Origin of the sequence: Streptomyces nidicola (assembly GCF_050106155.1) — a bacterium.
GTDB lineage: Bacteria > Actinomycetota > Actinomycetes > Streptomycetales > Streptomycetaceae > Streptomyces.
The window spans coordinates 5,147,493-5,169,717 of the sequence record NZ_JBNBPI010000001.1 but is presented as its reverse complement, the minus strand read 5'-3'; the positions used below and the strand labels follow the sequence as shown (position 1 = coordinate 5,169,717).

Below are 22,225 nucleotides of genomic sequence, written 5' to 3'. Positions count from 1 at the left end.
CCACGGGCCGCGCCCACCCTCGGACCACGGGCCGCGCACCCGTTGTCAGTCCTGCCCGCTACGGTTTCGTTCATGGCTGCCCGTACGAAATCCAAGGACCGTCCGTCCTACCGCTGCACGGAATGCGGCTGGCAGACGGCCAAGTGGCTGGGCCGCTGCCCCGAGTGCCAGGCGTGGGGGACGATCGACGAGTACGGCGCGCCCACCGTGCGCACCACCGCACCGGGCCGCGTCACCACGTCGGCGCTGCCCATCGGCCAGGTCGACGGCAAGCAGGCGACGGCCAGGACCACCGGCGTGCCCGAGCTCGACCGGGTGCTCGGCGGCGGCCTGGTGCCCGGCGCCGTCGTGCTGGTCGCGGGCGAGCCGGGCGTCGGCAAGTCCACGCTGCTGCTCGACGTGGCGGCCAAGGCGGCCAGTGACGAGCACAAGACCCTCTACGTGACGGGCGAGGAGTCGGCCTCCCAGGTCCGCCTGCGCGCCGACCGGATCCACGCGATCGACGACCACCTGTACCTGGCCGCCGAGACCGATCTGTCCACCGTCCTCGGCCACTTGGACGCGGTGAAGCCGTCGCTGCTCATCCTGGACTCCGTACAGACGATCGCGTCCGGGGAGATCGACGGGGCGCCCGGTGGGGTGTCGCAGGTGCGCGAGGTCGCGGGCGCGCTCATCCGCGCCTCCAAGGAGCGCGGCATGTCCACGCTCCTCGTCGGCCACGTCACCAAGGAAGGCACGATCGCGGGACCGCGCCTCCTGGAGCACCTGGTGGACGTCGTCCTCAGCTTCGAGGGCGATCGGCACGCGCGCCTGCGCCTCGTACGCGGCGTCAAGAACCGCTACGGGACGACGGACGAGGTCGGCTGCTTCGAGCTGCACGACGAGGGCATCACGGGCCTCGCCGACCCCAGCGGCCTGTTCCTGACCCGGCGCGCCGAGCCGGTGCCCGGCACCTGTCTGACCGTCACCCTGGAGGGCCGCCGCCCGCTGGTCGCCGAGGTCCAGGCGCTCACCGTCGACTCCCAGATCCCCTCGCCCCGCCGCACCACGTCCGGCCTGGAGACCTCCCGCGTCTCGATGATGCTCGCCGTGCTCGAACAGCGCGGGAAGATCAGCGCGTTGGGCAAGCGGGACATCTATTCCGCGACGGTCGGCGGCGTGAAGCTGACCGAGCCCTCGGCCGACCTGGCCGTGGCGCTCGCCCTCGCCTCCGCCGCGAGCGACACCCCGCTGCCCAAGAACCTTGTGGCGATCGGAGAAGTGGGCCTCGCGGGCGAGGTCAGGCGGGTCACGGGCGTGCAGCGCCGGCTCGCCGAGGCGCACCGGCTCGGGTTCACACACGCGCTCGTTCCGGCCGATCCGGGAAAGGTCCCGGCCGGTATGAAGGTCCTGGAAGTCGCCGATATAGGGGACGCTCTGCGGGTGCTGCCGAAGGGTCGTCGTCGAGAGGCCCCACGGGAGCCGGAGCAGCGCCGGTAGACTTTGCCCTGGTCTCGCCCGTGCGTGCGAACGCGCGGGGCGTGGGCCCCGAGCCCCAGGGCACCCCAAAGTCTGCGATCCGGAGGAGTGCAGTGGCAGCCAATGACCGGGCGGCAACTCCCGGCAAGTCCGGCGGAAGCTCCGGTGCGGACAGTCTGATGCGCGCCGCGCTGAGCGCCGTCGCGCCCGGAACCGCCCTGCGCGACGGCCTGGAGCGCATCCTCCGCGGCAACACCGGAGGCCTGATCGTCCTCGGCTCCGACAAAACGGTCGAGTCGATGTGCACGGGCGGCTTCATCCTCGACGTGGAGTTCACGGCGACGCGCCTGCGCGAGCTGTGCAAGCTCGACGGCGGCATCGTCGTCTCCTCGAACCTCGACAAGATCCTGCGGGCCGGCGTCCAGTTGGTGCCGGACCCGACGATCCCCACGGAGGAGACCGGCACCCGCCACCGCACGGCGGACCGGGTCTCCAAGCAGGTCGGCTACACCGTCGTCTCGGTGTCCCAGTCGATGCGCCTCATCGCGCTGTACGTGGACGGGCAGCGCCGCGTCCTGGAGGACTCGGCGGCGATCCTGTCCCGGGCCAACCAGGCCCTCGCGACCCTGGAGCGCTACAAGCTGCGCCTGGACGAGGTGGCGGGCACGCTCTCCGCCCTGGAGATCGAGGACCTGGTCACGGTCCGGGACGTCTCGGCGGTCGCACAGCGCCTTGAGATGGTGCGCCGCATCGCCACGGAGATCGCCGAGTACGTCGTCGAGTTGGGCACGGACGGCCGGCTTCTGGCGCTGCAGCTCGACGAGTTGATCGCGGGCGTCGAGCCGGAGCGCGAGCTGGTCGCGCGGGACTACGTGCCCGAGCCCACGGCCAAGCGTTCCCGCACGGTCCCGGAGGCGCTGGTCGAGCTGGACGCGCTCAGCCACGCGGAACTGCTCGAACTGCCGATAGTGGCAAGGGCCCTGGGCTACACCGGCTCCCCCGAGGCGCTCGACTCGGCGGTCTCGCCGCGCGGCTTCCGCCTCCTCGCCAAGGTGCCGCGCCTTCCCGGCGCCATCATCGACCGCCTCGTGGAGCACTTCGGTGGCCTTCAGAAGTTGCTGGCCGCGAGCGTGGACGACCTTCAGACGGTCGACGGGGTCGGCGAGGCGCGGGCGCGGAGTGTTCGTGAGGGCCTGTCGCGGTTGGCGGAGTCGTCGATCCTCGAGCGGTACGTATAGCTCCGCTGGTCATGCCACCCGGCGCGCGGTCTCGGGGCTCTGCCCCGGACCCCGCTGCTCAATCGCCGCAGGGGCTTAATTGCCTCAGGGGCTTGAGTGGCTCAGTCCTTCTTGAGGACGAACGACGTCTGCGCCTCGGGGAGTTGCGCCGCCTTCACCTCGACCAGGTAGGTCCCCGGCCCCGCCGCTCCCGCCGAGGGCGTCGCGCACTGGGGCGCGCTCGGCCGCAGATCCCACGTGTAGTCCCGCTGCACCGTGCCGCCCGCGGGGGCCCGCAGCACCATGCTGCCCGCCCCGGCCGGGCAGTCGTCGGAGGACCAGAACGGCTTGTCGGCCTCCGCCTTGGTGATCGTGACCACCGCGGTCTTCGGCCCGAGGTCGACCTTGCAGGACTTGTCCGCCGTGTTCTTGGCGACGAGTTGGAGCTTCGGCTTGTCCCCGGGCGCGTACGAGTTGTGGACGCTGCGCACCTTCAGGGTCACGCCGCCCGCCGTGCAGTCCGGGAGGCTGGAGCCGGCCGGGACCTGGTCCCCGGAGGACGTACCCCCGCTGCCACCGCCGCTGCCGCCGCCGTCACCGGAATCGCCGCCCGCGGCATCGTCCGAACCGCCGGACCCGGCACCCGAACCACCGGAACCGCCGGAACCAGAGCCGGAGCCCGAGCCGCCGGAACCGCCCGACTCGTCGCGTCCGCCCGGGTGTTCACTGATCGCGGGCCCCGTGCCGGAGGGTCCCGGCGTGATGGACTCCGTCGGATTCTTGCCGCCTGGGCCGCCGGCGCCGTTGTTCCCGCCGCCACCGCCCAAGGTGACGATCCATACGATCAGCAGCGCGAGCAGCGCCACCACGGACAGCAGAACAGCCCTCCGTCGCCAATAGATGGAGGAGGGGAGCGGCCCGATCGGATTGCGCAGAGATCCCACGGCTCAAACCTTACGAGAGATCGGGCCGTTGTCCGGCGCTACCCGCCGCCTCGCACACCAAGTTTTCCGGATCATCATCACGCGCGGGCCGCCGAACGGGCTCCGGGACCCCTGTCGATCGTCAGGTGGGGCCCGGGACCATCGCTGGATGTGACAAGCCTTGGGTATTGCATACTGTCCGTCACCATGGGAACCATCGACTCCGACCTGTATCGCGGCATCACCGATTTCGCCCACGACACCCCTTCGTGGTTTCAGCACCTCATGGAGGTGTGGACGGAACTGGGTCTGCTGCTGTTCGCCGTGCTCTTCGTCGTCGCCTGGTGGCGGGCGCGGGCCAACGACCCGAAGGCCTTCGCCGTCGCGGTGCTCGCGCCGCTGGCCACCGCGGTCGCGTACGTGATCAGCGAGGTGGTCAAGTCGGGGATCGACGAGGAGCGGCCCTGCCGCGCCGTCTCGGGCGCCCTGCCGTCCCTGATCGACTGCCCGGTCTACGGAGACTGGTCCTTCCCCTCCAACCACGCCACGATCGCCGCGGCCGCTGCCGTGGGCCTCGCGCTGGCCTGGCCGAAGGTGGGCTGGTTCACGGTGCCGATGGCGCTCCTCATGGCGTTCTCGCGCGTCTTCGTGGGCGTGCACTACCCGCACGACGTCGCGGTGGGCCTGCTCCTCGGCACGCTGGTCGCATTCCTCGTCGTACGCCTTCTGACGCGGCCGGGAGCGCGGGTGACCGAGGCGATGCGGGGGTCCGGGAACGGGCTCGTGCGGTGGTTCGCCGGGCCGGGCCCTGCCGGGTCCGGATACGGTTCGACGCCCGACGGCCGCTCGCGGCGTGGGGCGCACCGGCGCTGAACCTTCTGAAGACAGACGTAGCGGGCCCCGAAGATGATCGGGGCCCGCTACGTCTGTCGGCCTCCGGAACCGCTACGTCAGCAGCCCCGCCTCGTACGCCACGATGGCCGCCTGCACGCGGTTCTTGACCTCGAGGCGCTCCAGGACCGCGCTGACGTACGCCTTCACCGTCCCCTCCACGAGGTGCAGCCGGTCGGCGATCTCCGGGTTCGACAGGCCGGCGCCGACCAGGCCGAGCACCTCGCGCTCGCGCGGGGTGAGCGCCTCGACGCGCTGCCGGGCGGCGGCCTCGCGGGTCAGCCGGCCGCCGCCGAGCCCGTCGATGACATGCCGAGCCACTTTCGGCGACAGGAACGCGGCGCCGTCCGCCACCGCCCGTACGCCCGCCATCAGTTCGTGCGGATCGCCGGACTTGAGCAGAAAGCCGGTCGCGCCGCCGCCGAGCGCCCGCGCCACGTACGCTTCCTCGGAGAACGTGGTCAGCATCGCCACGGCCGTGCCGGGCACCGTCGCCGTGATCTCCTCCGCCGCCGCGAGGCCGTCCAGGCGCGGCATCCGGATGTCGAGGAGCGCCACGTCCGGGCGGTGGGCCTGGGCGAGGCGCACGGCCTCCCGCCCGTCGGCCGCCTCCGCGACGATCTCGAAGTCGCCGCCCGCCGCGAGGATCGCGCCGACCCCGGCCCGGATCATCGCCTCGTCGTCGGCGAGCAGCACCCTGATCCGTCGGCCGGCGGCCGGTTCGCTCAGCGCGCCCATTCACGCTCCTCCTCCTTCACTTGGTCGGCGGTGCCCGCCTTCGGGATCACCGCCTTGTCGACGAGGGTGTGCGCCGCGTCGTCGGCGAAGCAGAGCCTGAAGTGCTCGACGGTCACGAACAGTTCACCGCTCGCCCGGTAGTAGCGGCAGTCCGCGTGCGCGGGCGGTGGCGTGGGCGCGCGCTCGACGGGCGGGTCGCTGATCGTGCGCTCGGGCAGCCGGGACTCGACGTCGGCGAGGGGCGCGCCGACACGCAGCTGCGCGTACGCCTGCGGGGTGAGGACGGCATGCGTCTTCGTGTACGCGTACCAGGTGAACGCCCCGCCGATCAGGACGGTTCCCGCGACCGCGGCCGCTCCGAAGGCCAGGCCCACGCGGCGTCTGGCGGTGCGGCGGGCGTGCCCGAAGCCGGCGTCGGCGGGCTGGAGGTGTGGGGCGCCGGGCGCGGGAAGGCGGGCGGTCACCCGGAATCCGCCGTCGTGCGGGCCGGCGTCGAAGCTGCCGCCGAGCGCGGTGATCCGGGCCCGCAGGCCGAGCAGTCCGGTGCCGCTGCCGGGCGGCGCGGCGGGCGCGTCGGCCGGGCGGGCGTTGGTGACGGTGACGGTCGTGCCGGTGCCGTCCTGCCGCGCCTCTACGGTGACGGGGGCGCCCGGCGCGTACTTGGCGGCGTTGGTCAGAGCTTCCTGGACGACGCGGTAGGCAGTGCGGTCCTCTGTGCCGTGTGTGCTCTCGGGGGTGCTCACCAGGTGCACCGGGAGGCCCGATTCGGCGGCCCGCTCGACGAGTTCGGCGACGGTCTCGCCGGGCGGGGCGAGCGGGGCCTGCTCGTCGTCCTCCTCGCGGAGCAGGCCGATGATCCCGTGCAGCCGGTCGGTGGCGTCGGAGGCGGCGGAGCGCAGGTCGGCGGCGGCCGTGCGGTGCTGGTCGGCGAGGTCGGGTGCGACCTGGAGGGCGCCTGCGCGCAGTGCGATGAGGCTGAGTTCATGGCCCAGGGAGTCGTGCATGTCCTGCGCGATCCGGGCCCGTTCGCGCAGCCGGGCGCGGTCCGCGACGATCCGGTGCTCGCGCTCCAACTGCTCGGCCCTGGCCCAGCCGGCGGCGGTCAGCTCCCCGCTCTGCCGCCAGTACCGCCCGATGAGCCAGGGGAAGACGGCGCCGAACAGCAGCGTCCCCATGAGCACGAGCCACTCGGCGGCCGGGTCGACCTGCCGGACGCTGATCTTGACGGTGCCGGCGACGGCGAGCGCCCCGAAGGCGAGGAGCGAGGGACGTACGGCCGGCGACCGCAGCCCCATGAGGTACGCGAAGACGGCGAGCGCGCCCCCGTACGAGAGCGTGAACAGGGACGAGGCGACGGCGAGGCCAGGGGCTGCCGCGAGCAGGAAGGCGGTGGCGGGGAGCCGGCGGTGCAGCGCGGTGGCGGCGCCGAGCGCGGCGATTCCGGTGAGCTGCTGCCAGGTGCTGTCCGGTTCGTGCAGATGCAGCCACTCGACGGCGAGCACCGGAAGGGCGAGCACACCCCAGAGCGACAGCCCGACCAGCAAGATACGTCGTCGATCCTCCACCCCTTTGACGCTACAAGCGAGCCGCCCCCTTCCGCCCCTGCCGATCGTCAGGTCTCCGCGCCCCACCCCCGCACAACACACCACGCTCCCCCACCCCCGCCCCCACCCATGGCAGGATCGGAGGTGCCATGACTGCGCTCACGAAGAATCCCGAGAACGCCGCGAACACCGATCTCCACGCACCGGTCATCGACTGGTTCACCGAGCACGCCCGCGACCTCCCCTGGCGCCGCCGCGACGCGGGCCCGTGGGGCGTGATGGTCAGCGAGTTCATGCTCCAGCAGACGCCCGTCAACCGCGTGCTCCCGGTGTACGAGCAGTGGCTCGCCCGCTGGCCCCGCCCCGCCGACCTCGCCGCCGAGGCTCCCGGCGAGGCCGTCCGCGCCTGGGGCCGGCTCGGCTACCCGCGGCGCGCCCTGCGTCTGCACGGCGCCGCCGTCGCCATAGCGGAACGCCACGGCGGCGACGTACCCACCAGCCACGCGCAGCTCCTCGCGCTGCCCGGCATCGGCGAGTACACGGCGGCCGCCGTCGCCTCGTTCGCGTACGGCCAGCGGCACGCGGTCCTCGACACGAACGTGCGCCGGGTGTTCGCCCGCGCCGTCGCCGGCGTGCAGTACCCGCCGAACGCGACGACCGCCGCCGAGCGGAAGCTGGCCCGCGCGCTGCTGCCCGAGGAGGAGGACACCGCCGCCAAGTGGGCTGCCGCCTCCATGGAGTTGGGCGCCCTGGTGTGCACCGCCAAGAACGAGGAGTGCCACCGCTGCCCGATCGCCGCGATGTGCGCGTGGCGGCTCTCCGGGAAGCCCGCGCACGAGGGCCCGCCGCGGCGCGGCCAGACGTACGCGGGCACCGACCGCCAGGTCCGCGGCAAGCTGCTCGCCGTGCTGCGGGACGCCGTCGCCCCGGTGCCGCAGTCGGCGCTCGACCGCGTGTGGGACGAGCCGGTGCAGCGGGCCAGGGCCCTGGACGGCCTGGTCGACGACGGTTTGGTGGAGCCCCTCGCCGGCGGCCTCTACCGGCTTCCGCAGGGCTGAGCCGGGCGCGGAGCCCCACCCGGCCCCCTTCGTTACACAACCGACGGGTAGTCGTGCGTTCGCCGCTGGCCGGAACGGACAACGCCGTGACAACTCCTCCGTAACTTCTTCCTCGTAACCGCACACAACCTGTGCGGACCACGGGGATTGCGGGAAGCGGGAGGCAGTTGATCATGGCGCACGCCGGTGAGGTGCTCGGGTTCGAAGAGTACGTGCGGACGCGGCAGGACGCTCTGCTGCGCAGCGCCCGGCGTCTCGTGCCCGACCCGGTCGACGCCCAGGACCTGCTGCAGACCGCGCTCGTGCGGACGTACGGGCGGTGGGACGGCATAGCGGACAAGCGCCTGGCCGACGCGTATCTGCGCCGCGTCATGATCAACACGCGGACCGAGTGGTGGCGGGCGCGCAAGCTGGAGGAAGTGCCCACCGAGCAGCTGCCCGAGTCCTCGATCGACGACTCGACGGAGCAGCACGCGGACCGCGCCCTGCTGATGGACGTCATGAAGGTGCTGGCTCCGAAGCAGCGCAGCGTCGTGGTGCTGCGACACTGGGAGCAGATGTCCACAGAGGAGACGGCCGCCGCTCTCGGAATGTCGGCCGGAACCGTGAAGAGCACGCTGCACCGGGCCCTCGCCCGGCTCCGTGAGGAGCTGGAGAAGCGGGAGCGCGAGGAACTGGCCGGCCGCGCGCTCGAACGTGAGGAGCGGGAGCGTTGCGCGGCCTAGGCATACGTGCCTCTGGGATTCGTACGGCCCTGATGTCAGGGCGGTCCGCCCTGAAGCGGGGAATGAAGGCGGGGGGCGCGGCGATCGCCGGGCTCGCCGCCCTCGGGCTGTTCGCCGGGGGCCTCGCGGCGTGCTCGACCGGAGGCACCGGCGCCCGTGACGAGGGCCCCGCCCGCACGGACCCGGTCGGATCGACGGCGGCGGGCAGCGCGAGCCCCTCGGCCTCCGCCTCCCCGAGCGCCCCGAGCTCCGCCGAAGCGGTCCGGATGGTGAAGCGGGACCCGAAGGTCGGCGCGGACATCAAGCGCGACCTGAAGCCGTGCGTGGCGGACGAGTACCCGGTCGACGTGAGCTACGGAACACTGACCGGCAGCTCCCGCAGCGACGTCGTCGTCAACGTGATGACCTGCGGTGACGCGGTCGGCATCGGCACGTACGTGTACCGCGACGAGGGCGGCACGTACAAGAATGTCTTCAGGGACGAAGAACCCCCGGTGTACGCGGAGATCGACCGGGGTGATCTCGTGGTAACCAAGCAGGTGTACGAGAAGGGCGACTCGGTCGCCTCACCGTCCGGCGAGGAGATCCTCACGTACCGGTGGAGCGGGCACGGATTCGCCCAGGAGAGCCGCACGCACAACGATTACAGCAACGCGGTGGACGGGACGAGCCCCGCGCCTTCGGACGACGGCGGCTGAGTGACGAAGGCTGAGTGCTGAGACACGTGGTGGAGGAGAGAACGGATGGCGGGCATGGGCGGTGAGCGCAAGGGCGAGCCGACGCACGTCCTGTTCGTCGAGGACGACGACGTCATCCGCGAGGCCACCCAGCTGGCCCTGGAGCGCGACGGCTTCGTGGTCACCGCGATGCCGGACGGGCTCGCGGGCCTGGAGGCGTTCCGGTCGAACCGGCCGGACATCGCGCTGCTCGACGTGATGGTGCCGGGGCTCGACGGGGTCTCCCTGTGCCGCCGCATCCGCGACGAGTCGACGGTTCCGGTGATCATGCTCTCCGCGCGCGCCGACTCCATCGACGTCGTGCTCGGCCTGGAGGCCGGGGCCGACGACTACGTGACGAAGCCGTTCGACGGGGCGGTGCTCGTGGCCAGGATCCGCGCCGTGCTGCGCCGCTTCGGGCACGCGGGCGGCGCCTCGGCGGCCTCCGGCGCGGCCGAGGAGAGCCCCGCGCCCGACCACGGAGCGCTGCGCTTCGGCGACCTGGAGATCGACACGGACGGCATGGAGGTCAGGAAGGGCGGGGAGCCGGTGGCCCTGACGCCCACCGAGATGCGCCTGCTGCTCGAGTTCTCCTCCGCGCCCGGCTCCGTACTCTCCCGCGACAAGCTCCTCGAGCGTGTGTGGGACTACGGCTGGGGCGGCGACACCCGCGTCGTCGACGTCCATGTGCAGCGGCTGCGTACGAAGATCGGCCAGGACCGGATCGAGACGGTCCGCGGCTTCGGCTACAAGCTCAAGGCCTGACCGGGCTGATGGGACCTGAGCGTATGAGGAGGGGCACGACGAGGACCGGCTCGGCAACCGCCGCGTCGGCGTCCGCCGTCCCGGCGCCACGCGTCACGGGTGGCACGGGTGCCGCAGGCGCCACAGGTGCCGCGAAGAAGCCGGCCGCCGCCGGGACGTCGGCCGGCGCCCGGAAATCCGCCCGCTCCTGGATCCCGCACGGACTGCGGACCGGCGTGCGCTGGAAGATCAGCGTCGCCATCGCCTTCGTGGGCGCGCTCGTCGCCGTGGCGCTCAGCCTCGTCGTGCACAACGCGGCCCGTGTCTCGATGCTGGACAACGCGCGGGACGTGCAGGACGAGCGGATCCAGTTCGTGCAGCGCCAGTACGAGGCCCGCGGCGGCAATCTGCCCGTCGGCTTCAAGGTGGACGACCCGGCGCTCCCGCCCGACCTGCGCGCGAAGGCACGCGAGGGCCGCCGTGTCACGTACGTGTCGGAGTCGGCCAGCGGCGTCCCCGACATCTGGGCCGCGGTCCCGCTCAGCAACGGCGGGATCCTCTCGGTGCACACCCGGTTCGCCGACCGCAGCGCCACCGTGATGAAGGACCTCGACAAGGCGCTGCTCATCGGCTCGATCTCCGTCGTGCTCGGCGGCAGCGCGCTCGGCGTCCTCATCGGCGGCCAGCTCTCCCGCCGGCTGCGCAAGGCGGCGAGCGCGGCCCGCGATGTCGCGGCAGGGCAGAGCGACGTCCGCGTCCGCGGCGCCATCGGCGGTGTCGTACTCGACGAGACGGACGATCTCGCGCAGGCCGTCGACGCGATGGCCGACGCCCTGAAGCAGCGCCTGGAGGCCGAGCGCCGGGTCACCGCCGACATCGCGCACGAGCTGCGCACTCCGGTCACCGGGCTGCTCACCGCCGCCGAACTGCTGCCTCCCGGGCGGCCCAGCGAACTCGTCAAGGACCGCGCGCAGGCGATGCGTACGCTCGTCGAGGACGTCCTGGAAGTGGCCCGGCTCGACAGCGCCGCCGAGCGGGCGGAGCTGCAGGACATCATGCTCGGGGAGTTCGTGGAGCGCCGGATCGCGGCCCGCGCGGGCGACGGCGTCACCGTCCGGGTGATCCACGAGTCCGAGGTGACGACGGACCCGCGCCGCCTGGAGCGCATCCTCCTCAACCTGCTGGCCAACGCCTCCAAGCACGCCCGCCCGCCCATCGAGGTCAGCGTCGAGGGCCGGGTGCTCCGGGTACGCGACCACGGCCCCGGTTTCCCGGAGGAGCTCCTGGAGGAGGGGCCGAGCCGCTTCCGCACCGGCGCCGCCGACCGCGCGGGCCACGGCCACGGCCTGGGCCTGACGATCGCGGCGGGCCAGGCCCGGGTGCTCGGCGCCCGCCTCACGTTCCGCAACATCCGCCCCCAGGGCGCGGACCAGGACGCCCCCGCCGAGGGCGCCGTGGCGGTGCTGTGGCTCCCGGAACACGCACCGACGAACACGGGAAGCTTCCCGATGGTGCGGCTGCCATCCGGCGATTGAGGTCCCGCGCCAAGCCCCGTCGTCGGCACCGTCCTCCGCCCCGGGGCTCCGCCCCAGACCCCGCTCCTCAATCGCCGGAGGGGCTTGATTTGCCCACCCGTCCTCAGTCGCCCACAGGGCTCGGGTTCTCGGCCCCCCGCAGGACGACCTCCTTGACGAAGACCGCCGCGAGCAGCGAGCCGAGCGCCACCACGGAGCCCAGCAGGAACGCGGAGTGCGTGCCGGAGGAGACGGCGAACTGGTAGGCCTCCCGCGCCTGTTCCGGCAGCTTCGCCAGGCTCGCCGCGTCCAGCTGCGCCGACTGCTCGGTGACCTTCCCGCCGAGCGCCCCCGCCTTCTCCGCCATGACGTCCTGCACCCGGTTGTTGAACAGCGCGCCCATGATGGCGACGCCGAACGAGGACCCGAGCGTCCGGAACAGGGTCGTCGACGAGGACGCGACGCCCATGTCCTTCATCTCCACGCTGTTCTGCGCGACCAGCATCGTGATCTGCATCAGACAGCCCATCCCGGCGCCGAGCACGGCCATGTAGAGCCCGGACGTGAACCGTGAGGTCTGGGTGTCCATCTGCGCGAGCAGGAACAGACCGGCGATCATCAGGACGCTGCCCGCCACCGGGAACACCTTGTACTTGCCGGTGTTGGTGGTGACCCGGCCCGCGATCAGCGAGACGACCATCATCGCGAGCAGCATCGGAAGCAGCAGCAGACCGGAGTTGGTCGCGGACGCGCCCTGCACGGACTGCTGGTACAGCGGCAGGAAGAGCACCGCGCCGAACATCACGAAGCCGGTGATGAAGCCGATCACGGACATCAGCGTGAAGTTGCGGTTGCGGAAGATGTGCAGCGGCACGATCGGCTCGGCCGCCTTGGTCTGCGAGAACACGAACCCGACGAGCGCGGCGACGCCGATCCCGATCAGCTCCATGATCACGGCGGAGTCCCAGGCGTACTCGCTCCCGCCCCACGTGGTCACGAGCACGATCGAGGTGATGCCGACGGTGAGCAGCGCGGCGCCCAGATAGTCGATGGACCCCCCGGACCGCTTCTTCGGCAGATGCAGCACGGCGGTGATCGCCACGAGGGCGAGGATGCCGAGCGGCACGTTGATGTAGAAGGCCCAGCGCCAGCCGAGGTGGTCGGTGATGGTGCCGCCGACGAGCGGCCCGCCGATCATGGCCAGCGCCATCACGCCGGCCATCATGCCCTGGTACTTGCCCCGCTCACGGGGCGGGATCAGATCGCCGATGATGGCCATGACCCCGACCATCAGCCCACCGGCGCCGAGGCCTTGAACGGCCCGGAAGCCGATCAGCTGCCCCATGTCCTGGGCCATTCCGCTGAGCACGGAGCCGAGCAGGAAGATCACGATGGAGGTCAGGAAGGCGCCCTTCCTGCCGTACATGTCGCCGATCTTCCCCCAGATCGGCGTGGAGGCGGCGGTCGCGAGCGTGTACGCGGTGACGACCCACGACAGGTGCTCGAGGCCGCCCAGCTCGCCGACGATGGTGGGCATCGCGGTGCCCACGATCATGTTGTCGAGCATGGCCAGCAACATGGCGAGCATCAGCGCGAGCAGCACGACCCGTACGCTGCGCGGCTGTTTCACCGACGACTGATCCGGTTGATCCGATATCGCGGGCTGCGCCGCCGCCTGTGCCATGGTCCCCACTCCCCCTGCGTCACCCGGGACTTACTTGTCGCCCGGCTAGTTACCTACAATGGGGAAAGTAGAGCGCCAACTAGCCGGGCGTCAAGTAAGTTTTTTCCCAAGGGCTCGACAAGGGCACGAGAGGCAGCGAGCGATGGTCACGGGCAGCAGTAAGCCGCAGCAGCGCCGCGGGGACACCCGCCAGCGCATTCAGGACGTGACCTTGGAGCTCATCGCCGAGCAGGGCTACGAGAAGACGTCGCTGCGGGAGATCTCCGAGCGCCTCGGTGTGACGAAGGCCGCGCTCTACTACCACTTCAAGACCAAGGAAGACATCGTCGTCAGTCTGTTCACGGACCTGATGAGGCCGATCGACGACGTGATCGCGTGGGCCGCCGAGCAGCCGTCGACGCTGGAGGTCAAGCTCGAGATCCTCGGCCACTACTCGGACGCGCTGGCCCACGCCGCCCCGCTCTTCCGCTTCATGCAGGAGAACCAGGCGACGATGCGCGAGCTCAGCATCGGCGAGAACTTCAAGGAGCGGATGACGTCGCTCCTCGACCATCTGCTCCCCGAGGACGTCACACTGACCGACCGGGTCCGCTGCTTCAGCGCGCTGTTCTCGATGCACGCCGGAATGTTCGTCCTCAAAGACGTCGAAGGCGACCCCGAGGAGAAGCGCAAGGCCATCCTCGAGGTCGCCTCCGACCTGGTCACCCGGGCCCATCAGGGCTGACGGGCCGGTGCGGTGGGCGTCGTCAGACGCTCACGCCCTCCTTCTTCAGGAAGGAGACGGGGTTGACCGCCGAGCCGTAGTCCGCCGTCGTGCGGATCTCGAAGTGCAGGTGCGGGCCGCTGGAGTTGCCGGTGTCGCCGGACTTCGCGATGTGGCTGCCCGTGGAGACGGTGTCACCGACCTTCACGTCGATCCGCGACAGGTGCGCGTACTGCGAGTACGTGCCGTCGCTGTGCTTGATGACGATGGCGTTGCCGTACGCGGCGCCGTCACCGGCGCCGTTGCCGCCGGCCTTGACGACGGTGCCGCCGTGCACGGCCATCACGTCGGTGCCGACCGGGACGGCGAAGTCCTGGCCGGAGTGGTGGCCGCTGGCCCACATGGCGCCGCCCTGCGAGTAACCGGCGGAGAGCTCGTAGTCCTTGACCGGGTCGATCCAGGACTTGGCCTTCTTCTCCTGGGCCGCCTTCTTCTTGGCCTCGGCGGCCTTCTTCTTCGCCTCGGCCTCCTTCTTCGCCTTCGCGGCGTTGTCGGCGGCCTTGGCCTGGGCGGTGGCCTGGGCCTCGACGGAGGAGGCGGAGATACCGGGGAGGGCGGTGGCGTCTGCGGAGTCGGCGACCGCGGCCCCGGTCCCGAGCAGCGCCGACACTCCGAACCCGGCGGCCACGACGGCGGCACGCTTGCGGAGCATCGACGTACCGGGGCGGTGGGACTGGGTGCGCTTCGACATATGGGCAGACCTCTCGAACTGGGACATGGAGGGGCCCGGCGCACTGCCTCGTGCTGCCGGGCCGGCCATCCCTTGGTAACCCCACCTCCCATCGCCACCCAAAACGCCCATCTACGACATGTCCTCGTAGACCCACCCCGAGAGTCGTCCGGATCGAACCACCGCCGAGCCGGGACGAAAGTAGCCCGATTTATGCCCTCATCCCTGGTTTAACCCCACTTCATCGCCGCACACCCGGACCGGGCGGGCACACCTCCCCCACCAAACAGACAAATCACCAGAACCCCTCAACCATGTAACGACCCACCCAGACCCCCCTCATCCCACTATTTCCGTTAGTACGTGACGCACGTCCTGTGCGGCAAGTCACCGACCGGCAAGATCCAACCCCTCGCGGATGTGACCGGGGCTACGCTCCCGAACCATGGATCCCGCTGCCCTCGGCACCCGTCTGGCATCGAGCGTGATCGCCCCGGCGCTCAAGAAACTCCTCGTCCAGGAGGGCCCTGGAGCGGGCCTGACGGACAAGCCGGTACGCATCTCCGGCCTGGTCTCCTTCCGGGGCGAGAAGCGCACGCTCACGGAGGCGGACCTCGAACGGCTCGCCCGCAAGCTGGTCGACGCGGCGGTTGCCGGGCCCGGCGAACCCCCGTTCCCGTACGAGGAGCGGGAACCGGTCGTCCTCGCCCTGACCCGCACCCTGCACGCGCTCGGCGACCTGACCATGGACGACGTCCAGGCGGTCCGCCTGGGCCCGCGCGCCCTGGCCCAGGCCCTGCGCCGCGCGGCCCCCGCACCGGAGCTCTCGGCCGACGCGACCTACTTCCTCGACTCGCTCACGGAGTGGTCCTGCGTCCACATCCTGCACTTCTTCACGCAGCGGTCGACCTTCGTGGCGCGGACGCTGGTGGAGCAGAGCCGGGGGCAGGCCGAGCTGCTCGCCAAGACGGACGAGTTGATCGCCCGCACGCCGCCCGCCGACGCGGCCGACACCGCCTTCGAGGAGCGCTATGCCCGGTACATCGCCGACCGCCACCGGCATCTGACCATCTACGGAATCGACCTGCTCGAGGCCCCCGAGCGCTGGCCCCTGGACGTGGCGTATCTGAGCCTGGAGGCGACCGCCGCGTCGGCCGAGGCCTTCGACACGGATCCGGACCGGGGCCGGGTGCTGCTGCGCGGCGACGCGGGCTCCGGCAAGACGACGCTGATCCAGTGGCTGGCGACCCGGGCCGCCGCGGACGGGGACCGGATCCCGTTCGTGCTGCCGCTGCGCACCCTGGCGGGGGGACCGCTGCCCGCCCCCGACGCGTTCCTGACGGCGGTTTCCTGCCCACTGACCGCACCCGACGGGTGGGTGGGGCGCGTCCTCGCCGCCTCCCGCGCCCTGGTCATGGTGGACGGCCTGGACGAGATCCCCACCGCCGACCGGCACCGGGTGCGCGACTGGCTGCGCGGCCTCGTCGACGCGTACCCCGGCAACCGTTGGCTGCTCACCTCACGCCCTACCGCCGTACGCCCCGAATGGCTCGCCGACGGCGGATTCCGCGAGGTCCTGCTGCCGCCGATGCGCTCCGCCGACGTCGCCACCTTCGTGCACCGCTGGCACACAGCGGCCGACGCCCTCCCCTACGAGGCCCCGCTCCTGGACTCGCTGCGCACCAAACGCGATCTGGCCCGCCTCGCCACCAACCCCCTGATGTGCGGCCTGATCTGCGCGCTGCACCGCGAACGGCGCGGCTATCTGCCCACCGGCCGCAAGGAGTTGTACGACGCGGCCCTGACGATGCTGCTGGCCCGGCGCGACCGGGAGCGCGGCATGGCCGTGCCCGAACTGAGCGAGGAGGCCCAGCTGGACCTCCTCCAGCACCTCGCGTACGCCCTCGTCCTCAGCGGCCGAACCGAGATGAGCCGCGAGCACGCCATCGGCGCACTGGAGCGCCGGCTGCCCGCCGTGGCCTCGGCGGCGGCGCACGGCGACGCGGCGACCGTCCTGCGCACCCTGCTGCTCCGCAGCGGTCTGCTGCGCGAACCCGCCGCCGACACGGTCGACTTCGCGCACCGCACCTTCCAGGACTATCTGGCCGCCCGCTACGCCGTGGAGGAGGGCCACGCGCTGCCGTTCGTGCAGCGCCTCGCGGACGACCCGCAGGGCGAGGACTCGATCCGCATGGCGGTCGCCCACGCCCGCCCCGGCGAACGCGCCCAACTGCTGCGCGAGCTGCTCTCGTACGGTGCCCCGCGCCTCACCCTGCTCGCCCTCGCCTGCCTGGAGCACGCGACGGCGCTGGATCCCGCGGTGCGTGCCGAGGTGGAGCGGGCGGCCGGGGAGCTGATCCCGCCGAGCACCCCCGAGGCCGCCCGCGAACTGGCAGAAGCGGGCCCTCTGGCCCTGGAGCTGCTGCCGGGCCCTGACGGACTCACCGACGCGGAGGCGTACGGGGTCGTGATCACGGCCTCGCTCCTCGGCAGCGCCGAACCGGCGGGCGCGCTCGGCGTGCTGCGCCGTTTCCGGGCGCACCCGTCGTTCGACGTACGGCGCCAACTGGCGGGCACCTGGCGCCGGTTCCCCACGCGGGAGTACGCGGCGGAGGTGCTCGACCACCTGGAGCGCGACAGCCTGTTCGTCACCTGCGATACCGATGAGCAGCGCGCGGCACTGGCGGGGATGCGGCCCTGGCACCAGCTGGAATTCCGCGGCCCGCACGCGCTGCCCGACGTGGTCGCCACGATCCCGAACCCGGACGCCGTGAACCTCGTCTACTTCCAGGACAACCCGCTGGCCGAAGATCTCGGCGCCCTGGCCGCGTTCCCGGCCCTGTCCGGGCTGTGGGTGGCGGGCTGCCCGGCCGCCCACGGGCTCGGCGCGCTCGCCGGTCTGCCGCTCACCGACCTCACGTACGGGCACAGCGACTTCACGGGCCTGTCCGCCCTGAACTCGTTGCGCCGGCTGTCCCTCAACGGGGAGATCACCGCCGATTCGCTCGCCGAGGCGCTGCCGACCGGAGCCCCGCTGGGCTTCCTGTTCTTGGGGGGCGACGCCACCCGCGCCACCGGCCTGCGCGGCCTCGGCCACTGGCCCACGCTGACCACCCTGAGCCTCGGCCGGCTCGCCGCAGCGCCGACCGCCGAGGACTGGCGCCACGTCGCCGGTCTCCCCGCCCTGACACACCTCTACCTGAACTCGCTCCTGTTCACCGACCACCCCGAATCCATCGAGGCCCTGCCCGAACTCCCCGGGATCGAGGTGCTGCGCCTCCCGGCCCTGCACGGCACCGAGGACCTGGGCCCCCTCCCGTACCGCCTGCCCGGCGTGCGCCGCCTCGTCCTGCAGACGGCCCCCGGCGCGGTCTTCCCACCCGAGCGGTACGCCCGGCTGTTCCCGCGGGCGCGGGTCACGGTCGACCAGCGCTGAGGCACAAAAACGGGTGGGCCCGAACCGTTCCGTCAGGAACAGCTCGGGCCCACCCGTATCAGGCTCGCCCCGGAGGGGTTACGCCTCCTTGCTCAGGTTCGGGCCACCGCCGGCAGCCGCGTCCTCGATCGGCGGAGCGTCCGGCAGCGCCGACTTCTCCTCGCCGCGGAAGGTGAAGGTCTTGTTCTCGCCCTCGCCCTCCGTGTCCACGACCACGATGTGGCCCGGGCGCAGCTCGCCGAAGAGGATCTTCTCCGACAGGCTGTCCTCGACCTCGCGCTGGATCGTGCGCCGCAGCGGACGCGCGCCGAGCACGGGGTCGTAGCCCTTCTTGGACAGCAGCTCCTTGGCGGACTGCGAGAGCTCGATGCCCATGTCGCGGTCCTTGAGGCGCTCGTCCACCTTCGTGATCATCAGGTCGACGATCTCGAGGATGTCGCCCTGGCTGAGCTGCGGGAAGACGACGACGTCGTCGACACGGTTGAGGAACTCGGGACGGAAGTGCTGCTTGAGCTCGTCCGACACCTTGTTCTTCATGCGCTCGTAGTTGGACTTCGAGTCGCCCTGGGCCGCGAAGCCGAGGTTGAAGCCCTTCGAGATGTCACGGGTTCCAAGGTTGGTCGTCATGATGATGACCGTGTTCTTGAAGTCCACGACACGACCCTGGGAGTCGGTCAGGCGACCGTCCTCCAGAATCTGCAGCAACGAGTTGAAGATGTCCGGGTGGGCCTTCTCCACCTCGTCGAAGAGGACGACGGAGAACGGCTTGCGGCGCACCTTCTCGGTCAGCTGGCCGCCCTCTTCGTAGCCCACGTAACCGGGGGGCGAACCGAAGAGACGCGAGACCGTGTGCTTCTCGCTGAACTCCGACATGTCGAGGGAGATCAGCGCCTCCTCGTCGCCGAAGAGGAACTCGGCGAGCGCCTTGGAGAGCTCGGTCTTACCGACACCGGACGGGCCCGCGAAGATGAACGAACCACCCGGACGCTTCGGGTCCTTCAGACCGGCCCGCGTACGGCGGATCGCCCGCGAGAGCGCCTTGACGGCGTCCTTCTGGCCGATGACGCGCTTGTGGAGCTCGTCTTCCATGCGGAGGAGTCGCGAGGACTCTTCCTCGGTGAGCTTGAAGACGGGAATGCCGGTCGCGGTCGCGAGGACCTCGGCGATCAGCTCGCCGTCGACCTCGGCGACGACGTCCATGTCGCCGGCCTTCCATTCCTTCTCACGCTTGGCCTTCGCGGCGAGCAGCTGCTTCTCCTTGTCGCGGAGGGAGGCCGCCTTCTCGAAGTCCTGGGAGTCGATGGCCGACTCCTTGTCGCGACGCACGCCCGCGATCTTCTCGTCGAACTCGCGGAGGTCCGGCGGCGCGGTCATCCGGCGGATGCGCATCCGGGAACCGGCCTCGTCGATCAGGTCGATCGCCTTGTCCGGCAGGAAGCGGTCCGAGATGTACCGGTCGGCCAGCGTCGCGGCCTGGACGAGGGCCTCGTCCGTGATCGAGACGCGGTGGTGGGCCTCGTAGCGGTCACGGAGACCCTTGAGGATCTCGATCGTGTGCGGCAGCGACGGCTCCGCGACCTGGATCGGCTGGAAGCGGCGCTCGAGGGCCGCGTCCTTCTCCAGGTGCTTGCGGTACTCGTCGAGTGTCGTCGCACCGATGGTCTGCAGCTCACCGCGGGCCAGCATCGGCTTCAGGATCGAAGCGGCGTCGATGGCACCTTCCGCGGCACCCGCACCGACCAGCGTGTGCAGCTCGTCGATGAACAGGATGATGTCGCCGCGGGTGCGGATCTCCTTGAGCACCTTCTTCAGGCGCTCCTCGAAGTCACCGCGGTAGCGGGAGCCCGCGACCAGCGCGCCGAGGTCAAGCGTGTACAGGTGCTTGTCCTTCAGCGTCTCGGGCACCTCGCCCTTGACGATCGCCTGGGCCAGGCCCTCGACGACCGCCGTCTTGCCGACGCCGGGCTCACCGATCAGGACCGGGTTGTTCTTGGTACGGCGCGACAGGACCTGCATCACGCGCTCGATCTCCTTCTCGCGCCCGATGACCGGGTCGAGCTTGGACTCACGAGCGGCCTGCGTCAGGTTGCGGCCGAACTGGTCGAGCACCAGGGACGTGGAGGGCGTGCCCTCGGCAGGACCGCCACTGGCGCCGGCGGTCTCCTTGCCCTGGTAACCGGAGAGCAGCTGGATGACCTGCTGCCGCACCCGGTTGAGGTCTGCGCCCAGCTTGACCAGGACCTGGGCGGCGACGCCCTCGCCCTCGCGGATCAGGCCGAGCAGGATGTGCTCCGTGCCGATGTAGTTGTGGCCCAGCTGAAGGGCCTCGCGGAGCGACAGCTCCAGGACCTTCTTGGCACGGGGGGTGAAGGGGATGTGCCCGGACGGGGCCTGCTGGCCCTGACCGATGATCTCCTCCACCTGCTGGCGGACCGCCTCGAGCGAAATCCCGAGGCTCTCCAGGGCCTTAGCGGCGACACCCTCGCCCTCGTGGATCAAGCCCAGGAGGATGTGCTCGGTGCCGATGTAATTGTGGTTGAGCATCCGGGCTTCTTCCTGAGCCAGGACGACAACCCGCCGCGCGCGGTCGGTGAACCTCTCGAACATCGTTAATCGCTCCTCAGAGCGGTCAGGCAGTTAGGGGTCGGTCCCCTCCCTGTCCTTCCGCAGCTTAGTCCCGCAAGCGGGGACCGCTCATTCCATCTGCCGACACCCGTTCATGGTCTCCTGCCCCGAACGCCGACAACTGCTCCAACCCGATGGTGCGAGACGATGTTCCCGCAGGCCAGGCAGATACCCCCACCATCAGTACGCCGATGGCGAACGCAGGCTGCCCGTCCTGCACGTGTCGCCCCTCCCACTAGGGATGTCTTACCCGTACGGACTGACACTCCATGCGGCGCACCCCGGTTCCCTCCGCTACGGGCGAACAACTTTGCGCCGCCCAACGCTCCCGTACGCCCCTTTTCCGGACACACTACGCATGCAGTCGACGACGGTGCGTAACCCCGGAGCGTCGGTGGCTGTTGCTCCTGGCATGGTCACCACCTCCGGCACGACCGTTCCCGCTCCCCGGCACCCGCTGACCGACACCGGACGCGATCCGGTTCGGCGGTGGTACGAGGACCAGCTCGGCTGGGCGACCGCGCCCGGCCCCGACGGCGCACTGCTCCACACCGGGCTGCGTTTCGACGTCCTGGAGGTGCCGGCCGACGCCGGCTTCGCGATGCTGCGCAGACTCGATCCCCGGTCACCGGTGGCCGTGCGCGGGGAAACGATGCGGCTGCTGGTCGCCGCGGGAAGCGCGGACGAGTTGCCGGGGCTGCTCGACTGGCTGGAGTGGGGGGCGCTGCCCCTGGACCTCGTGGCCGTCGGGGCGGGCGGTCTCATGGACGCGCCGACGCCTCCGGGGTGGTCCGGCTCGCAGGAGGCCGCTGTCTGGGTGCGGCCCCCCGAGCCCGGCTGCGAGGTGGAACCGGTGCTACCGGCCCTGACGAGCCTGACGGCCGTCTCGACCTGGTCGGTCGTGGGGGGCGGTGGGGGCGCCCCCGATCTCGTACGCCTCGTGGACACGGCGGCGACACACTGCCACCGGGCCCGGCTGCGTCGCGGCGCGGCTGCGCCGGCGACCACGTCAACAAAGCGACCAATGCGGCCGTCCCGTCAGCCGTTGGCCTTCTCGTAGGCCTCACGGATCGACTGGGGAACCCGGCCGCGGTCGTTGACCTCGTAGCCGTTCTCCTTCGCCCACGCGCGGATCTGCGCGGTGTCCTGGTTGCCGCCGCCGGACGTGGCGCGCGCCTTGCCCCGGCCGCTCGAACGGCCACCGGTGCGACGACCACCCTTGAGGTACGGCTCGAGGAGGCCACGGAGCTTGTCCGCATTGGCGGTGGTGAGGTCGATCTCGTACGACTTACCGTCGAGCGCGAACGTCACGGTCTCGTCCGCCTCGCCACCGTCGAGGTCATCGACAAGAAGGACCTGAACCTTCTGTGCCACCGGATTTCCTTTCATCGAAATCTGAAGGGCGGCCCCGCGACCACGGCCGCTGATTCGCCGTCCTCTTGTTATATGCAGTACTGCAGTACGTCGGAAAGCAAACCGCTTTTGCCCGAAAAACACAAACCCCTGGCTGAGATCGAGG

18 protein-coding genes are annotated in these 22,225 nt (G+C 71.0%); 11 read left to right on the top strand and 7 right to left on the bottom strand.

Going from position 1 to position 22,225, the window contains the following annotated elements; genetic code table 11:
• Positions 1-72 precede the first annotated feature (72 nt).
• Positions 73-1,479 carry a DNA repair protein RadA gene (gene radA / locus ACOKM3_RS23550; RefSeq protein WP_426903017.1) on the top strand — a complete coding sequence of 469 codons (1,407 nt, stop codon included), beginning with the start codon at positions 73-75 and terminating at the stop codon, positions 1,477-1,479.
• A gap of 92 nt (positions 1,480-1,571) precedes the next feature.
• Positions 1,572-2,696 carry a DNA integrity scanning diadenylate cyclase DisA gene (gene disA / locus ACOKM3_RS23545; RefSeq protein WP_266711290.1) on the top strand — a complete coding sequence of 375 codons (1,125 nt, stop codon included), beginning with the start codon at positions 1,572-1,574 and terminating at the stop codon, positions 2,694-2,696.
• Between the two features lie 101 nt (positions 2,697-2,797).
• Here disA and ACOKM3_RS23540 read toward each other — a convergent pair whose 3' ends face one another.
• Complete coding sequence (locus ACOKM3_RS23540) at positions 2,798-3,619, bottom strand: hypothetical protein (RefSeq protein WP_426903016.1); 822 nt, start codon at positions 3,617-3,619, stop codon at positions 2,798-2,800.
• Positions 3,620-3,805: 186 nt separating this feature from the next.
• Between ACOKM3_RS23540 and ACOKM3_RS23535 the strand changes: the two genes are divergently transcribed.
• Complete coding sequence (locus ACOKM3_RS23535) at positions 3,806-4,471, top strand: phosphatase PAP2 family protein (RefSeq protein WP_426903015.1); 666 nt, start codon at positions 3,806-3,808, stop codon at positions 4,469-4,471.
• Positions 4,472-4,543: 72 nt separating this feature from the next.
• Here ACOKM3_RS23535 and ACOKM3_RS23530 read toward each other — a convergent pair whose 3' ends face one another.
• Both ACOKM3_RS23530 and ACOKM3_RS23525 read right to left on the bottom strand, forming a co-directional pair.
• Entirely contained in the window at positions 4,544-5,227 is a 684-nt protein-coding gene (locus ACOKM3_RS23530) for a response regulator (protein ID WP_426903014.1), read from the bottom strand.
• Complete coding sequence (locus ACOKM3_RS23525) at positions 5,215-6,792, bottom strand: sensor histidine kinase (RefSeq protein ID WP_426903013.1); 1,578 nt, start codon at positions 6,790-6,792, stop codon at positions 5,215-5,217. The genes ACOKM3_RS23530 and ACOKM3_RS23525 overlap by 13 nt, the downstream gene beginning before the upstream one ends.
• A gap of 128 nt (positions 6,793-6,920) precedes the next feature.
• Here ACOKM3_RS23525 and ACOKM3_RS23520 point away from each other — a divergent pair, with 128 nt between their 5' ends.
• The 5 genes from ACOKM3_RS23520 (at position 6,921) to cseC (ending at position 11,549) form a co-directional block, all read left to right on the top strand.
• Positions 6,921-7,829, top strand: a complete 909-nt coding sequence (locus tag ACOKM3_RS23520; RefSeq protein ID WP_426903012.1) for an HhH-GPD family protein — start codon at positions 6,921-6,923, stop codon at positions 7,827-7,829.
• A 173-nt stretch (positions 7,830-8,002) separates the two neighbouring features.
• Positions 8,003-8,554, top strand: a complete 552-nt coding sequence (locus tag ACOKM3_RS23515; RefSeq protein WP_267070076.1) for a SigE family RNA polymerase sigma factor — start codon at positions 8,003-8,005, stop codon at positions 8,552-8,554.
• 62 nt (positions 8,555-8,616) lie between these two features.
• Entirely contained in the window at positions 8,617-9,252 is a 636-nt protein-coding gene (locus ACOKM3_RS23510; RefSeq protein WP_426903011.1) for a hypothetical protein, read from the top strand.
• A 54-nt stretch (positions 9,253-9,306) separates the two neighbouring features.
• Positions 9,307-10,035, top strand: a complete 729-nt coding sequence (gene cseB / locus ACOKM3_RS23505; protein ID WP_426906880.1) for a two-component system response regulator CseB — start codon at positions 9,307-9,309, stop codon at positions 10,033-10,035.
• A gap of 23 nt (positions 10,036-10,058) precedes the next feature.
• The gene (cseC, locus tag ACOKM3_RS23500) at positions 10,059-11,549 is read left to right on the top strand and encodes a two-component system sensor histidine kinase CseC (protein WP_426903010.1); all 1,491 of its coding nucleotides are present in this window, start codon (positions 10,059-10,061) and stop codon (positions 11,547-11,549) included.
• 103 nt (positions 11,550-11,652) lie between these two features.
• On the opposite strand, the gene ACOKM3_RS23495 is transcribed toward cseC, so the two are convergent.
• Positions 11,653-13,212: an MDR family MFS transporter gene (locus ACOKM3_RS23495; protein ID WP_426903009.1), complete on the bottom strand. Its 1,560-nt coding sequence runs from the start codon at positions 13,210-13,212 to the stop codon at positions 11,653-11,655.
• A 142-nt stretch (positions 13,213-13,354) separates the two neighbouring features.
• Here ACOKM3_RS23495 and ACOKM3_RS23490 point away from each other — a divergent pair, with 142 nt between their 5' ends.
• Positions 13,355-13,936 (top strand): TetR/AcrR family transcriptional regulator, encoded by a 582-nt coding sequence (locus tag ACOKM3_RS23490; RefSeq protein ID WP_426903008.1) that lies wholly within the window; start codon positions 13,355-13,357, stop codon positions 13,934-13,936.
• Positions 13,937-13,958: 22 nt separating this feature from the next.
• On the opposite strand, the gene ACOKM3_RS23485 is transcribed toward ACOKM3_RS23490, so the two are convergent.
• The gene (locus ACOKM3_RS23485; protein ID WP_426903007.1) at positions 13,959-14,666 is read right to left on the bottom strand and encodes a M23 family metallopeptidase; all 708 of its coding nucleotides are present in this window, start codon (positions 14,664-14,666) and stop codon (positions 13,959-13,961) included.
• 424 nt (positions 14,667-15,090) lie between these two features.
• Between ACOKM3_RS23485 and ACOKM3_RS23480 the strand changes: the two genes are divergently transcribed.
• Positions 15,091-18,081 (top strand): NACHT domain-containing protein, encoded by a 2,991-nt coding sequence (locus ACOKM3_RS23480; RefSeq protein WP_426903006.1) that lies wholly within the window; start codon positions 15,091-15,093, stop codon positions 18,079-18,081.
• A gap of 78 nt (positions 18,082-18,159) precedes the next feature.
• Here the strand turns inward: ACOKM3_RS23480 and ACOKM3_RS23475 are convergent, their stop codons facing one another.
• Entirely contained in the window at positions 18,160-20,688 is a 2,529-nt protein-coding gene (locus ACOKM3_RS23475) for an ATP-dependent Clp protease ATP-binding subunit (protein WP_426903005.1), read from the bottom strand.
• Between the two features lie 430 nt (positions 20,689-21,118).
• On the opposite strand from ACOKM3_RS23475, the gene ACOKM3_RS23470 reads away from it, so the two are divergent.
• Positions 21,119-21,766 (top strand): SCO3374 family protein, encoded by a 648-nt coding sequence (locus tag ACOKM3_RS23470; RefSeq protein WP_426906879.1) that lies wholly within the window; start codon positions 21,119-21,121, stop codon positions 21,764-21,766.
• Here the strand turns inward: ACOKM3_RS23470 and ACOKM3_RS23465 are convergent.
• A complete protein-coding gene (locus tag ACOKM3_RS23465; RefSeq protein ID WP_266711306.1) occupies positions 21,745-22,080 on the bottom strand; it encodes a histone-like nucleoid-structuring protein Lsr2 in 336 nt (111 codons plus the stop codon). The two genes, ACOKM3_RS23470 and ACOKM3_RS23465, sit on opposite strands and share 22 nt — an antisense overlap.
• Between the last annotated feature and the right edge of the window lie 145 nt (positions 22,081-22,225).

Coding starts and splice junctions, on each gene's coding strand:
- ACOKM3_RS23515 (WP_267070076.1), top strand. CDS start 8,003: ATGGCGCACGCCGGTGAGGTGCTCGGGTTCGAAGAGTACGTGCGGACG.
- ACOKM3_RS23485 (WP_426903007.1), bottom strand. CDS start 14,666: ATGTCGAAGCGCACCCAGTCCCACCGCCCCGGTACGTCGATGCTCCGC.
- cseB (WP_426906880.1), top strand. CDS start 9,307: ATGGGCGGTGAGCGCAAGGGCGAGCCGACGCACGTCCTGTTCGTCGAG.
- ACOKM3_RS23475 (WP_426903005.1), bottom strand. CDS start 20,688: ATGTTCGAGAGGTTCACCGACCGCGCGCGGCGGGTTGTCGTCCTGGCT.
- ACOKM3_RS23495 (WP_426903009.1), bottom strand. CDS start 13,212: ATGGCACAGGCGGCGGCGCAGCCCGCGATATCGGATCAACCGGATCAG.
- ACOKM3_RS23530 (WP_426903014.1), bottom strand. CDS start 5,227: ATGGGCGCGCTGAGCGAACCGGCCGCCGGCCGACGGATCAGGGTGCTG.
- cseC (WP_426903010.1), top strand. CDS start 10,059: ATGAGGAGGGGCACGACGAGGACCGGCTCGGCAACCGCCGCGTCGGCG.
- ACOKM3_RS23480 (WP_426903006.1), top strand. CDS start 15,091: ATGGATCCCGCTGCCCTCGGCACCCGTCTGGCATCGAGCGTGATCGCC.
- ACOKM3_RS23490 (WP_426903008.1), top strand. CDS start 13,355: ATGGTCACGGGCAGCAGTAAGCCGCAGCAGCGCCGCGGGGACACCCGC.
- ACOKM3_RS23520 (WP_426903012.1), top strand. CDS start 6,921: ATGACTGCGCTCACGAAGAATCCCGAGAACGCCGCGAACACCGATCTC.
- radA (WP_426903017.1), top strand. CDS start 73: ATGGCTGCCCGTACGAAATCCAAGGACCGTCCGTCCTACCGCTGCACG.
- ACOKM3_RS23535 (WP_426903015.1), top strand. CDS start 3,806: ATGGGAACCATCGACTCCGACCTGTATCGCGGCATCACCGATTTCGCC.
- ACOKM3_RS23510 (WP_426903011.1), top strand. CDS start 8,617: ATGAAGGCGGGGGGCGCGGCGATCGCCGGGCTCGCCGCCCTCGGGCTG.
- ACOKM3_RS23470 (WP_426906879.1), top strand. CDS start 21,119: ATGGTCACCACCTCCGGCACGACCGTTCCCGCTCCCCGGCACCCGCTG.